Origin of the sequence: Alteromonas sp. MMG017, assembly GCF_018100795.1 — a bacterium.
In the GTDB taxonomy this organism is placed as follows: Bacteria; Pseudomonadota; Gammaproteobacteria; order Enterobacterales; family Alteromonadaceae; genus Alteromonas.
In genome coordinates this window covers 1-14,878 of the sequence record NZ_JAGJDY010000012.1, presented here as the reverse complement: position 1 = coordinate 14,878, position 14,878 = coordinate 1, and the positions used below count along the sequence as shown (strand labels likewise).

The following is a 14,878-nucleotide window of genomic DNA, read 5'->3' as shown; positions in this document are numbered from 1 at the left end:
TGTTGATAACAGTACCTTTTCGGGTTACTTTTTAAACAAGGTTTAATAGAGATTGGTATTATGAAAATATCTCAAATGAAGTTTAAGCTCTTAGTCAGCGTTATTACCCTTGCGGTAATGTTGTTTTCTACCGCCCAAGCTCAAATCGTTCTACCGAACATACTTACGGTTGATGATAACCGCATACAAGCCAAATTATCACTGACTACTGCAATTGAAGTCGATCTCACCATCGAGTTTGAAAATAGTATTGGTCTTCATGCGAGTAACTTTGACATTACGGCCGAGCTTCTCGACCCCAGTGACTTATTAATTACTGACCGTCTACCTTCATTATTAACCAGCGCGACATCTGGCTTTCCTGTATTGGTATCAATATCACCAAAAGCAGATTCGGGTTTTGGTTTTGAAGGCGTAGCCATGGTTGAGCTTTATACTAAGGCCCTCCATTACGTTCCTACCATTCCATTTCGACTCTTTACCTCTCATGCAGATGGCACTTTTGAAGATATTACTACACTGACATCTTCCGGTAGTCTTCGCGCAAGGGGCAGTACAGGACAATTCTCGGACTTTATTATTCTGCTTGATACTCGCGCGCCAAGTGTAGTCATTAGCGATAAAGTCAGTAAAATCAGCCAAACCGTTAATAGCAATAGAAGCGATATTTCTTTGCTACTTCAAGGTGCGCTAGATAGTGGCATTAACGATATTCAAAATGCATTGGCGATAGATGATGATGCTGCTGCATTAACTGCAGTGGATAGCCTAATTTCGGTTGTTGATAGTGCATCTGGCAGTCAAATTCCTGATGTATGGCTTGCTAACGGTAGCGTGGTAAACGCAAAAGGGATATTGCTGACACAATTGCAGACCCTGCGTTTTAGTTTACGCACACTGTAAATCGCAGGTTATATGGAGCCTTGTTATGCCATTGCAAATTGCAGTATCTCAACCTAATGGCAGCGTAGCAGAGCACGTACTTTTTGAGGGCAGGCAGTATCGAATAGGTCGTGCGCACAATGCTGACATTGTCATAGCGCACCCTCAAATCTCTCGCTTGCATGCCGAATTACAGGCGACTAACGACCACTTATGGCAATTAAACGATACCAGTTCAACGGGCTGTTTCAGTGGTGGCATGCCAGTTAAAAATATTGCCATTAATAAACCCCAGCATTTGTTTTTTGGCCCCATTTCATGCCAACTCACACCAGTTGAGCATAACAAAGTCATTCAGTTAGATAGTCAACGTGTATGGCGAGAGCGGCAATTAAAGCGCTATCAACACCAACTTCAAAACTGTAATGACAGTAGTGCGTTAGTTCATATCGCTCGCGAATGTTTAATTCAATCGTTAGCCTGCGAGCGCGCCTCCCTCATCTTGTTTGATGAAGAAAATAAAGCATTGTTTGGTTTAGGTTACGAGCCCTGGATGAATGCGGAAAACTTCACCGGAAGCCGCACTATTATTCAACGCACGATGGAAACAAATTCGGTGCTGGCGGTAGGCAATATTGTTGTTGATGACTCGCTAAACGCGCAACAAAGTATTATTCGTAATGGTATTCAAGCCGCTATTAGTGTGCCTGTTTGCATAGACGATAAACCAATAGGCGTTTTATACGCAGATTCCCTAGTGGGAAGACGCTATTTCACCGACACGGACATCGAGTTTGCCAAGTCTCTCGCCAATTTATTGTCTCTTCGTTTGTTATTCCACGCCATAGAGCATAAACTTTCTCTAATTAATTAGAATAATATCGGTTTCACTCGTTGCGATAAGCCCAGCATAACGCGCGAGATGATACCTATGCTGTAGTAATTGTAGTGTGGAGATGCGTTTGACTGGGCCGGGGAATATACCTTCAACGCCTGAACATTTTCAAACTGAGGCTTTGCCATCAGGGCCTAGACTTGCCTCCGGAACCATTCTTGCTGATAGGTTTCGCATCATTCAACAGCTAGGAGCAGGCACTCAGGCCTGTGTATATGCCGCCAAAGACGAGTTACTTGCGGTTGATGTAGCACTGAAACTCATTCCTGGTGCCGCTACCGATCCAGCCAGTATGCAGGTTCTTCGTAATGAAGTTGTTATTGCTCGACAACTTCAACACCCTAATATTATTCGTGTTCACGATGTATTTGCCGACGACTATTACGCCTTTTTCACTATGGAATACATAGAAGGTGAGCCGCTATTCGAGCGCCTTCAACGCCCTATTTCTCGCAAAACATATCAAAAATGGTCGCACCAATTACTTGATGCAATTGCCACCTGCCAAAGTGTCGATATCAAGCACGGTGACATAAAGCCCGACAATATCCTTATTAATGCAGATGATGATTTATTACTCATTGATTTCGGCATAGGCCAATTGGAAAAAAATGGCGAGCAAACGAGCGGCCATTTACAGTACTCGGCCCCAGAGGTGATTCACTCAGGAAAGGCAGGGGAATTTTCTGATACCTACAGTGCCGGTAAAGTGCTTAACGATATGCTCAGTTGTGTGGCGTTGTCTTCATTTTCGTTATCTGACACCCTGTGGCTTAGAAAGCAAACTCAGTTTATTAGCAACCTTACCCATCAAATTCCAGAAAAGCGCCCTACCCTAACACAAGCGTTGACCCAAGCTGATACGCCTGTTTCATCGTCAAAATTCGTCGCCGCATTCACAATATTTTTGCTTGTGTTAGCAACGATTGCCGTTGTGGTGAATAAAACGAAACCTAATCCAGATGGATTCGGTAATAAAACACTACAACTGGCTATAATTCACGACAACAACTATCCACTATTAGGCACCATTAGTGATTTACTTCGCTACCCTCTTTCAACTCACCCTGATATTGCGCTTGTCGGCGAAAACGAAAGCACGACGCTAATTCGAAATTTAGCACTGTCCCCTATGGACAGTGACAATGATAGAGTGGATTTCAGCGCAATCCTTGGCACCGACAGCCTGTTGCTACTTAATGCAACTCCCACTAGCAGCCAATCATACTTACTTCACGCCAGTGTACTTAGCATGCCAGCCAATACACAGATATTTACAGTAAGTCATTCTATTACGACCAACAGCTTGGCTGACGATTTAGATGCCTTCGCCGACAAACTCGTTGAAGCACTGTTTTCTCACTTAAACACCGAGGTAGACACACCAGACTTGCGTTACTTAAGTGCGTTACATGATGCGTGGCAGGCGGGACCGCCTCTGGCCCGTGACGATGCTATTGAAGCAATGATAACCAGCACACCCGATTATCCTGGGGGGTGGTTAGCTCACGCTGAGCTAGCATTCAATAATAACGATATTTTGGTCGCTAGAGAGTCTCTCGATATCTTAATGGCAATACCCGATATTGGCGACTATTGGCGTTTGCAGGGAGAACTACTTCGGGCGCAATTAGATGATAATCTTTCGTTGGCCCAGCAATCTATTGATGCGCTAATTAGCCTTTACCCGAATCGAGCCGACTTGCTTGCCATGCGTGCCGATATACATCAGTGGGCTAACGAGCCACTGTTGGCCATGGACGATTACCAAGCCGCGTTGCAATTACGGCCTAATGATGGCCAACTTTGGTTTGAACTTGCGCGTTTGCAAATAATGGGGGGCAACATTGACACTGCCATTAGTGAAACCCTTACTCAAGCGCTAGTTGCGTTTAGAAAAGTCAAAAACAAGGAAGGTGAAAGCTTAGTACTTAATGCTTTTGGTATCGCTCATTTACGTATTGCAGAACACGGTACTGCAGCATCGTATTTTCAAGACGCGCTATCACTTAGAGATGCGACATCTCAACCTTCTGAGCGCGCTAAAACACTTGCCAATTTAGCGATTGCAGCATCACTTACTCGCAAAGTCGACCTAGCGGAGTCTTCGTTAAAAGAGGCTTTGTCACTAATAATGGATATCGGTGATCTAGAACAAGAAGCTCACATCAATGATACGTTAGGCTTTCTCTATGAAGAACAAGGTGAGTTCGAAAAAGCCTTATTGCACTATAAACGAGGCTTAGATATTCGGGTTCAAATCGATGACAAAGTACTAAAACCAGAAAGTATGAGCAATGTGGCTTATATGCATTTTTTGATTGGCGACTTGTCACTTGCAGATATTTATTGGCAGCAGGCCAAAACTTTATTTGAGAGAAACAACGACCAATCTCATCTGCTTCGAACGTATCAGAACTTGGCACAGTTAAGTTTAGTAAAAGGTGATAATAACGCCGCTACCCGCTATCTTTCTGAAGTTGATAATAAGTTGAGCCAGCAAAACGATCAAGAAAAAATGGTGAACCACTTATTATTTAGTTACTTCCATTTTAGTAATGGTAAGTTAAGTGAAGCCCTCACCCAAATAGAGCAAGCTAAGCAATTGGCTGAGCGTGCTTCAGATACAAGAGCACTGATTGAAGTGAGTTTATGGCATGGCGAAGTCTGTCTTCGTACAGCTGACTGGCCGTGTTTAAAAGATGTGCTTTCAAGTATCGACAGCGAAGCAGCTAAAGAAAGGCGCGATCAGCATGCTGTTATGCAGTGGCTACTATTAGCATTACAGCATCAGCAACAACCAATAAATACAGCCGACTTTAGCCCGTCTTTTGACACCTCTCATATTCCTGTAGTGACAGAACTTAAAATTTTGTTGGATATTCAACATCGATTGAACCTTAAACCTAACAGCGAAGTGATGCAGACGATTAATACGCTTATCAAGCCAACTTATTATCAGTCCTATCTGCATTGGCTATATCTTGAAGTTAGGGCTGGCAAAACTGAGCTAGCCAAGACCCTAGCGCAACAATTAGCCGTTCATCCAGACTACTGGCGCAATCATGTTTACTACTCAGTATTTCCTGAATACGAAGCAAAACTAAAAGCCTTGCGTTCACAATGGCTTGAGCAGCTTTCGGAAACGCAAGCATTAGAATATAGGCAGGCCTACCTTGAGTGATATTGAGCAGCAGCTCGCCTCAATTCGAGCCCTTCAAGACTCGCTTAAAAACAGACTTGATGATGAACAAGCTACACTCCAACAGCTCGCTAAAAGGCTATGGGCGCAACAAGAATCTGAAAAGGCAAAGCTATCCCGTGAATTACATGATGGTATTGGTCAGCTTTTAACAGGGCTTACTCGACGCTTGCAGGCTTTGTCAACAGAGTCACCTGAACTTGAAAACTTGCATGGTTTGGCTGAAATGGCGTTAAATGATGTGCGCCAATTGTCTAGGTTGATGAGCCCTACCATTTTAGACGACTTGGGGCTAAAACCTGCGTTAAGCTGGCTTTGTCGTAATTTGCTTGCCTCTGAGGATATTGAATATGAGTGCACCATTGATATTCCAGCAGGCATTACTAAAGACGTGAGTATTTTACTCTTTCGCATTGCACAAGAGACCTTGGTGAACACCATAAAACACAGCCACGCGAGCAAAGTTACGCTAAGTCTTGCCTTTCATAATAATGTTATTCGCTTAGATATTGTGGACAATGGTGACGGATTTGATAAAACATCCGTAGAACCCGGTGTGGGCTTATCGAGTATTCGAGATCGCGCTAAGGCGTTCAACGCACAATTAGTGTTAACGTCGGCTGTAGGTCAAGGCACAAGAACAACAGTAACGGTACCCGTATGACAATTCGTGTAGTGCTCGCAGACGACCATGTATTAATGCGCCAAGGCGTATCACAAATGTTAAATGCCACTGATAACATCAGCGTTATCGGTGAATGCGATGACGGCGTCGAGCTTGTTTCAGCGGTGGTTAAACTCTCACCCGATGTCATTCTTATGGATATCTCCATGCCTCGAATGAGTGGCCTTGTGGCCATTGATAAAATACTTTCCCAGCGATGCGATGCCAAAGTACTTGTGTTGTCGATGCATAACGAAGTTGAGTATGTAGAAGCCATGCGTGATGCAGGGGCTAAAGGTTATGTATTAAAAGAATCATCTGGCGATGTCCTTGTTGAAGCCATAAAAAAAGTAGCAGCAGGGCAAACATTCTTCCCCGACAGAGTGGGTGATTGCGAGGATGAGCAATTTCAAAAACATGTTAGCCCATTGAGTGTACTAACGCGCCGTGAACGTGAAGTCTTCTTTTTGGTTGCTGCCGGTAATACCAGCAAAAAAATAGGTGAGCTATTGAATATGAGTCTGAAAACCGCTGAAAATCACCGAAGTAATATATACAAGAAACTCAACTTGAGCAGTTCAGCCGAACTAATAAGAATGGCCGGCAAAGCCGGCCTTCTTGAATAGCGATTGCTTTTACAACTGATGAGCCTGAGTCACCACGAAGGCTGTTTCTCCACGTGTCACTTCATCAGTAGGGTTGAAGTAAGCCACCAGTGTTGGCTCTAAATCAAATGGCCCTTGCTCTACTTCCACTTGCACCTGCATTAACCCCATGGCTAATGCTTGCTGCACATAGCCGCGCATTTCAGGCACAATAAGTTCACTATCGGCAACGGGTACTGCTTGGTCAAATACAATGGCTACCAGCGTTTCAGCCGTATCGAAAGATTGTGCCGACGCTTCTAACCCTAATGCCTGTATTAAAGAATAGGCCATGGTTTCTTTGGTCACAGTATCAGCAGCGCCAAAATGCTCGCTACCACCGGTAAGCATGAGAGGGCTCTCGCTAAAGGTGAGATCGCTCAACACGCCCCCTTCTGAGGTGACGGCGTTAACCGCTCCAGCAAACGCTGAATCCACATCAAAAAACATCGCAGTATTGCCAACAATCGACTGGCGCACGCTATTACTTAGAGTAAGTACATCAGCGAATTCAACACGGGTAAGTGCGTCGTCCGGCTTAAAACCATCAGTGGTAGCATCCATTAATTCATTAGCTATGACGTATTCAACGTATGACTGTGATGGGTGACCTGCAACATCGTCAATACCGACATAACCAGAAGTTTCTAGTAATCGAATATTCACGTCTGTAGTAGAGGGAATTCCCACACCATTAGTTACGCCCAGCGGATCAACAGATATCCCACTGACGCTTCCAATACCGCTGCTATATAGTTTCCACTGCCCTGCCATACCAGGCGCTGCAGTACCTACTGAAGAGCCCAAAAGCGGCAAACCAATACCTGAGCCATATCGGTTGCCCGCAGGGTCTTCTAGTACAAAGGCCGTTGCCGTTTCAATGGTAGCACTTGCCAATACCATAGACACGTCAGGGCCCACATCGAAGGTTTCTACCGGTGGCTCACCAACAGGAAGATATGTGGTTGGCAAAGTAAAACTTTCGCCTTCCGATACATTGGCAAAACCGTTAAATTTTCGGTCTAACTTTAACGTATCACCATATACTTCAACGCCGTTAACAATCGCATTCACGGCGGCATAAGCATTCGCGTAACCCGCACCGACTTCCCATTCAGCCAATCCCGCCATTGGTGTAGCAGTTTGTTGAATAATTGATTTCACATCTTCCCACTGCAAACTTGGATCAGCTTCTAGCATTAATGCAACTATCCCAGATACGTGTGGCGCCGCCATTGAAGTACCACTTGATACAGTATAGAAAGGTAAATGGGCGGGTTCTATCATCGCAGCATCATCGGTAGCGCTTAGTGCGCCTAAACTCGATGTTGATGCTCTTGCAGAAACAACGTCTACGCCAGGTGCTGTAATAGTGGGGCGATCTTCCCATGTAAACACTTCACCATCGACAACAACTTGGCCTCCTTTCCCATCTACGCCGCGAGAGCTAAAGTCAGCCAAATTGCCTTCCTTATCGCCAGCCGCTACTGTGATAACCCAAGGAGCCTTTTTAAAGTTGCCGGTAATTGTCGACTCACCAGAGCCAGAGTTTCCTGCTGAAAACACCGTAATAATGCCATTATCTGCCAATGCTTTCGTCGCGACATTTGTTGGATCATCTGGATTAAAATCAGTACCTACATCACCTGTATTACCAAACGAGTTAGAAATAACACGAATGTTGTAGTCGTACTGGTGAGTAAGGGCATAATCGAAACCACCTAGGGTGTCTAATATGAATAGTGCAGCCCCCGAGCCGTAACCGATAATATCAGCGCCTGGCGCTACACCTGCATGTAAGCCACTGCTCTTTGCACCATTACCTCCAACGGTGCCAGCTACGTGAGTACCATGGCCACCACCGATATCTGAGTTAGGCGCATTTTCGATATAAGAGATGGGTAAGATGCTGCTAAAACTATTTAAATTAACTTGGGCAAGTACGTTTTGAACTACGTGGTCAGGAAAAGCAATATCAGAATGGGTGCCATCTACGCCCGAGTCGTTAACCACTACGCCAATACCGCGGCCTGAGTAAGGTATGCCGTTATTACGCAAATCTCGGTCTGCTCGTAATGCTTGCACGCCTGTTATTTGGGTCGACTCATGATTTTCTAGTACAAGTGGATCATTGTTCCAAACTGATACTACGTCATCGCGACTGTACAATGCGTCAACTTGTGCTTTCGTGGCCATAATACCTGCGATAGGCAGGTTCTTAAGGCTAACACCTGATGTAATACCCAGTACGTCAAGTGCGTCTAATTGATCTAATGAAAGGGGGCCATTTCCTTCAAACGTGACAATAACTTGCTGTAGCTCTGATGGCGCCGCTAGCAATTTGTCTGCAAGCGTTGTGTCGAAAGTTTTTGCGTTAACCATGCTTGCCGGTAAAGCGCACGCTACCGCAACGGCTAATAAGTTTTTCTTGTTTAAAATTTTCATAGTACACCTCGTTGTTTTTACCCTTTGAGTATTTCGTAAGCGAGGCACTGACACTATGGGGGGTTCCCCCTATAACCATAAGTATAATAAAATCAGCTAGCCAAACACTGAACTGGACATAAAAAAGCCCCCACAAAATGTGGGGGCTGCGGAGGCACCAACTTACGAGAAACAAGTAAATTGGCGGGAACAAATTGCTGCGCTTTAGGGCCATTTTTCGCCCAATGCTTTTATTATATTTTTCTTTTTCTGGCGAATAGCACCATTAATAATAGTGGAACAAACATATGCAAAGGTGGTTCACTGACCGATACTGCGCCATCTTGAGATGAGCTTCTTGTTAAACTGAACAATTCATTTGCGCATAGAGTATCCGTGTCAGTAAAAAAGCAGGTTTCTTCTGCTCCCATACCGCCTTGTCCTGTTGCCAATGTATAATTTCCATCGAAAAATGAGAAAACAAAGCCTTCATACCCACTGCTGGAATCGTCGCCGAATATAAGGTCTTCCAAGTCTACAATTTCAATATCGCTAATATGATCTTCGTCAAGTAAGAAAGTATCGCCATCGAACTCGAAGTTAAAACCAAAGCTTTCCCACGTGTAGGCACTAAAATCTGACATGGTGTCATCAAACGTAATAGATCCCGTTACCGTAGCCTGTGATGTGCTAGAGGATAACGAAAGCCGATTGAAGTCAAACGTGATTAGCGCTCCCCATGTCGGAGAGGCGATAGTAAGCGTGAGCAGCGTAATAAATATTTTCATAAGGTTTCCAACTTATAAATTTAGGGCTTATTTCAGTTGTTCTATTTCTACATTTTTTTGAGGAGATAAGTATTATTAGGCTTATCTCCTAATACTTAGTATCTAATCATCACTTAGCTCCAGCCATAGGGAGTTGCCCCTACTTTTAATCCATTATTTTAAGTTGGATAGCAACCTTACTTAGGCTGTATTTCTATAAGGAAGTACTTGTTTGGGGAGCACTTGTATGGTGAATGTCTTTCGCAGTACGTATGCCTAAAATAAAAAAACGGGGCAATGCCCCCGTTTACGTTCTTCGAATATGTCTATTTACTTCGGTATCACCGATTAACATGTAACTCATTCAGCGATTTGGCCAAATTGTAGTTGCCTTGCGATAATGCAATATCAGCTACTGAGTTGCCTGCTAAGTCTTTATGTTGTGGGTTAGCGCCTTTTTCAATTAGCTCACTCACTAAAGATTGTCTGTCGAACAAGCTAGCAAACATTAATGCGGTTTGCCCCTGAGCGTTAGTTTCATCAATATTGCACTCGGCAAACATGAGCTTTCTAGCTACACTCAGATGTCCTTTGAAGATAGCCCCCATTAAAGCGGTATTACCTTTATTATCTTCTTGGCAGGCATTAATGCTGTCTTTACCAAGTAAATATGAAACCGCATCATTATGACCATGGTAAGCCGCTAAAATAAGCGCGGTATAACCTTTCTCATCAGCTACGTTCCCATCAAGACCCGCTTGATAAAAAGCTTGAAGCAATTCAACATTTCCCTCGCGGGCAGCGTCGAAATAGCGTGCTTTAAGGTCATCAACACTAGTTTGTGCATGACATAGGCTCACACTCAGCAGTAAAGTAAAAACCAATAGTGTGCGTTTAACGATGTGCATTGTGGATCTCCTATTGTTGACGTTGGTAATGATAGATATGAGTAGTTGATATTAAAAAAAGCCTACTAGGCAAATCAGGTTATTCAAACGAAGTCTTTGATAATTTTTGATAACTACAACTGCCCTACCTAAATAGGTAGGGCGAGTTCGTAGTTAGTGTTTCTTATTGCATAAGAGCAGTTAAGCTTTCCGCTACTTTCTTAGCTTTTGCAGCACGGGCTGCTTGCTCGTCCATTAGGGCTTTTGCTTCTGCACGTACTTGCGAGATAGAAACCTTGGCTAGCTTAGCAACGCCAGTACCATAGTCTTTATCAGCGTTGTACATGAAAGCACTGATGATGACGCGAATTTCTTCTTCAGGTACCGATGCCAATGCACCACCCATGTTGTTGATTAAGTTCTTACGACCTTGTTTATCAAGGTTACGGAAGAACTCACCCGCTTGTTTGAAGTTCTGTTCCTTGTAGAAAGGAATTTGCTGTGTCATACCTGCAAGCGGCTTGCTTGAGTAACGGTATGCTGGATCTTCATTCAAGTCTAAGCGACGGCTAGGCTGGTAGTTAACATCACGGTTAGTTGATGTAGTACGAAGCTGGCCATGTTGCTCGTGGTTGTTAATTTCAACATTTTTAGGTGCGTTAACCGGAATACGGTAAGCGTTAACACCTAAACGGTAGCGCTGTGTATCAGCATAAGAGAACAGACGACCTTGTAACATTCTGTCTTCTGACGGCTCGATACCAGGAATTAGGTTACTTGGTGCAAATGCAGCTTGCTCAGTTTCTTCAAAGAAGTTGTCAGGTACACGGTTTAACACCATACGACCAATTTTGCGTGAAGAAACTAACTTCTCAGGCCAGATTTTAGTCGTATCTAACGGGTTGAAGTCAAAGTCGTCTAACTGTTCTGGCTCAAGTTCTTGCAAATACAAATCCCATGAAGCTGTCTCGCCTTTCTCACCAATGCGAGTGTAAACGTCAGTGGTGTGTGGCTGGAAATCCATACCTTGTTGTTTCATTGCTTCTTCAGCAGTGAAGTTCTTAATAGGTTGATTCGCTTTCCACGTAAATTTCACGTACTTCACATTGCCTTCATCATCAACAAATTTGAAAGCGTGAACACCTGAACCATCCATATTTAGGTAGCTTGCGGGCGTACCATAGTCAGAGAACAACATGGTTAATGTGTGTGTAGATTCTGGAACATGCGAGAAGAAGTCGAATACACGCTTAGCATCTTGCTTGTTCGTTACCGGAGACGGTTTAAATGCGTGAACCATATCTGGGAATTTAATTGCATCACGAATAAAGAACACAGGGAAGTTGTTGCCTACTAAATCCCAGTTTCCTTGTTCAGTGTAGAATTTAACGGCGAAACCACGAGGATCACGAAGCGTTTCAGGCGAAAGGTGACCGTGTACTACCGATGAAAAGCGAACGAATACTTCGGTTTTTTTACCTTCACCTTGGAAAGGTGCAGCTACCGTATCGTCAGATAAATCTTCGTAGTTTTCATAGTAACCATGAATACCAACACCACGGGCGTGAACCACACGCTCTGGAATACGCTCACGGTCAAACGCCGCTAGCTTTTCAATTAGGTGAGAGTCTTGTAAAAGCACAGGGCCCCATGGGCCAGCAGTTTGAGAGTTTTGGTTGTCTCCAACTGGTGCGCCATTTTGACGAGTAAGGGTATCTGCTTGAGCACTTAAGCCCATGCTTAACATGCCTACGGTTACACAACTTATAATACTACGGGTAAACGATCGCTTCATTTATGCTGCTCCTGAAATACGAGTTTTAGTGGTCGGGTTTTTCTGAGCGACACAAATTTGGTCGCCATAATAGTTATTCGCATAGTTGCAAACCGGATGGGTCGGTTTGCTAACAAATTTTTGTGGTGCAAGTTTTCTTAAAATAGTGCTCACAACAGCTCTCCTTGTTTGATGCGAGTATTATTACTGTTCTGCGAAAACTATTAAAACGACATAAACTGATTAAGTTAATTGAATTTATAGATGTGACTAAAGAATAGAAAAATGATTGAGGTTTTCGATTGGTATTTTAGCCTGGCCGAACTGGGGAGAAGTGGCGATTTACTTGGTCGTTAAACCAACAGGTAAATTTTATTTTTATAACAAGAAGTTAGTATCTTTGAACCCAATTTAGAGTGACAACCATGGCAGGGAAGAAAGGGATAGATAGGAAAAAGGAAAGAAAGGAAATAGAAGGTAGAAAAGTAGAAAAGTAGAAAAGTAGAAAAGTAGAAAAGCAATGTACTTCACATAAACATGAAGCACATTACCAATAATAACTTACTTGAACATTGTGTTAGTTAAAGTGCCATCCAAGGGCCAGTGATCGCCAAGGTTTTACTGGGAGAGTACATATTCACAAACAACACACTGCCATCATTCGTGAAGCAAGCGCCAGCAAGCTCACTTTGCGCGTGAAGCTTGGCAACATTATAAATATCACCCTCTGGCGTCACGCCTCTTAGGTGATTATCTACCACTTCGGTGTACTGATCTTCACATACAATCAAATGACCATTAGGGCTTACTGTTAGATTATCGCCAAAGTTAAATAAACTAGCGTCGTCACTTTCAACGAATAATTGCAATCTGCCACCTGAAGCTTCAGCGTTTGAAACAGAATCAGCTTCCGCGCCTTGCTGCTGAGAGCTCTGTGGCTGATAACGCATTATTTGACCTAATTGCTTAGCCCCGCCATTGGTACAGCAAAAATAAAGCTCATTGTTGCCCCAATGCAGCCCTTCACCACGAGCAAACAGTGTTGCCCCTGCTTGGTAACCTTGCACGCGCAAATCATCGTTAGGGCTTTCTGGCGTATGTAAATCAACCCAATCTACATTTAACCATTCGCCCAGATTCATACGCGCCTTATCCCAGTTACGAGAATCGAACTGAGGCACATCTTGTATACGCAACGCCTGTAACTTGCCGCCTTTATCCAGTTGCCCTTTAACATTAGGAATAAAACGGTAAAACAAACTATCGCCTCTGTCTTCTGTTAAATAAACAATACCGGTTTCTGGGTCTACACAAGCCGCCTCATGGTTAAACCGCCCCATTTCTTTAAGCGGTTTTGCCTCAACTAACTTGTCGGCATCAGCGGGCACTTCAAAGATATAACCATGCTCTTTAGCAATAACACCGTTAGGTTTATCAACAGATTCTTCGCAAGTTAACCACGTACCCCAAGGGGTAACACCGCCAGCACAATTACGAATAGTGCCAACTAAGCTAACAAACTCTTTTTCAACAACCTTAGTATCAAGATTATAAACCAGCGTGGTAGTGCCCCCTGGTAGCGCAACACCGTTTTCAAATTTATCGTAAGCTAATTCAGTAGTATGAGATTGAATAGATTCCGGCTGAATAGATAAGTGAGCGGCCTGTAATTCATGATTACGTACTAAGGCAACCTTATTATTACCTAGCGCAAAGCACCCCATACCATCAGCACGATCTGGCACATGTAATCCATCACTCATGGCATCACCCAGTTCAGAGATAACTTGGTAACTAAAACCCTGAGGTAAATCGAGAAGTTTCTTAGGATCAGGCACAAGCGGCCCATAACCTTTGGTTGTTTGCGTCAACATACCCGCATTCGCCTTACCCAGCGCACTTGATGCCAACCCAGCAAATGCCAAGGTACCCGCCCCTTTAAAAAACTGCCTTCTATTAATCATTTTTATCACTCTTTTGTACTGATACTTACGCACTTGATTTACGTGTACCCGACTAAACCAAATACTGCCTGCATCTATCATCACACACTATTGTTACACTATAACATTTATGTACTTTTCACTATGGCAAATACCTTTGTTTTTATGCAATACACCGCCCTTACTAAACCGGCGCGGTTAAATCAGAGCACTTGCAAGGGCCTATAAAATTTATAGTAAAGCACAGTAAATCTTACTTTTGTTAGTGAAAACATATGGCAATAGACCTAATGGTAAGGGATGGAATTAGACCGCGTTTATGATGGGTTATTAGTTACACTCACCTAAGTGAGGTCGGTGCGTGCGGTGCCCGCTTTAGAAGGAAGGGCTTTGTGCGCCTCGGAAACTCTCTACAGCATGGATGCTTTAGCGAAAGCCCCATGGATGGATTCACGCGCCACTACCTCATCGTGCAGGTCAGCGTTTATAGGAGAGGGAGTCGCCCCCAACAGAAACCTTCCACAGCATGGATGCTGTGGCAGAGGCCCCATGGATGGGTTCACGCCGTGTTTCTGATGGGGGCAACTCCCGCTCAGCTTAGTGGCTGCGTACGATGGTACGCTATGGAAGGAAGGGCGTTGTGCGCCTCTGAAACTCTCTACAGCATGGATGCTGTAGCGAAGGCCCCATGGATGGGTACACGCCGTGTTTCTGATGGGGGCGACTCCCTCTCAAAACATAAACGCAAGACACAAAAAAGGCGCTCTAATGAGCGCCTTTCTTTAATGCTTTTGGC

At 44.0% G+C, this 14,878-nt stretch carries 11 protein-coding genes; 5 read left to right on the top strand and 6 right to left on the bottom strand.

The features are described 5' to 3' along the window. Nucleotides 1–60: 60 nt before the first annotated feature. From J8L84_RS17035 to J8L84_RS17015, 5 genes are all read left to right on the top strand, one after another. Nucleotides 61–903 (top strand): DUF6689 family protein, encoded by an 843-nt coding sequence (locus J8L84_RS17035; RefSeq protein ID WP_211071743.1) that lies wholly within the window; start codon nucleotides 61–63, stop codon nucleotides 901–903. A gap of 25 nt (nucleotides 904–928) precedes the next feature. After that, complete coding sequence (locus J8L84_RS17030) at nucleotides 929–1,756, top strand: GAF domain-containing protein (protein ID WP_211071742.1); 828 nt, start codon at nucleotides 929–931, stop codon at nucleotides 1,754–1,756. A gap of 88 nt (nucleotides 1,757–1,844) precedes the next feature. Beyond that, nucleotides 1,845–4,961 carry a serine/threonine-protein kinase gene (locus J8L84_RS17025; protein WP_247670849.1) on the top strand — a complete coding sequence of 1,039 codons (3,117 nt, stop codon included), beginning with the start codon at nucleotides 1,845–1,847 and terminating at the stop codon, nucleotides 4,959–4,961. Continuing rightward, nucleotides 4,954–5,643, top strand: coding sequence for a sensor histidine kinase (locus J8L84_RS17020; protein WP_211071740.1), 690 nt, complete (start codon nucleotides 4,954–4,956; stop codon nucleotides 5,641–5,643). Before J8L84_RS17025 ends, J8L84_RS17020 begins: the two co-directional genes overlap by 8 nt. Then, entirely contained in the window at nucleotides 5,640–6,269 is a 630-nt protein-coding gene (locus J8L84_RS17015) for a response regulator transcription factor (RefSeq protein WP_211071739.1), read from the top strand. Before J8L84_RS17020 ends, J8L84_RS17015 begins: the two co-directional genes overlap by 4 nt. A gap of 9 nt (nucleotides 6,270–6,278) precedes the next feature. Here the strand turns inward: J8L84_RS17015 and J8L84_RS17010 are convergent, their stop codons facing one another. The 6 genes from J8L84_RS17010 to J8L84_RS16985 form a co-directional block, all read right to left on the bottom strand. After that, the gene (locus J8L84_RS17010; RefSeq protein WP_211071738.1) at nucleotides 6,279–8,732 is read right to left on the bottom strand and encodes a S8 family serine peptidase; all 2,454 of its coding nucleotides are present in this window, start codon (nucleotides 8,730–8,732) and stop codon (nucleotides 6,279–6,281) included. A gap of 233 nt (nucleotides 8,733–8,965) precedes the next feature. Further along, entirely contained in the window at nucleotides 8,966–9,499 is a 534-nt protein-coding gene (locus tag J8L84_RS17005) for a hypothetical protein (protein WP_211071737.1), read from the bottom strand. A gap of 320 nt (nucleotides 9,500–9,819) precedes the next feature. After that, a complete protein-coding gene (locus J8L84_RS17000; protein WP_211071736.1) occupies nucleotides 9,820–10,386 on the bottom strand; it encodes an ankyrin repeat domain-containing protein in 567 nt (188 codons plus the stop codon). Between the two features lie 163 nt (nucleotides 10,387–10,549). After that, nucleotides 10,550–12,112 carry a catalase gene (locus J8L84_RS16995; protein ID WP_247670855.1) on the bottom strand — a complete coding sequence of 521 codons (1,563 nt, stop codon included), beginning with the start codon at nucleotides 12,110–12,112 and terminating at the stop codon, nucleotides 10,550–10,552. Nucleotides 12,113–12,160: 48 nt separating this feature from the next. Next, nucleotides 12,161–12,313 carry a hypothetical protein gene (locus J8L84_RS16990; protein ID WP_211071734.1) on the bottom strand — a complete coding sequence of 51 codons (153 nt, stop codon included), beginning with the start codon at nucleotides 12,311–12,313 and terminating at the stop codon, nucleotides 12,161–12,163. A 407-nt stretch (nucleotides 12,314–12,720) separates the two neighbouring features. Next, nucleotides 12,721–14,103, bottom strand: coding sequence for an alkaline phosphatase PhoX (locus J8L84_RS16985; protein WP_211071733.1), 1,383 nt, complete (start codon nucleotides 14,101–14,103; stop codon nucleotides 12,721–12,723). Nucleotides 14,104–14,878: the final 775 nt, after the last annotated feature.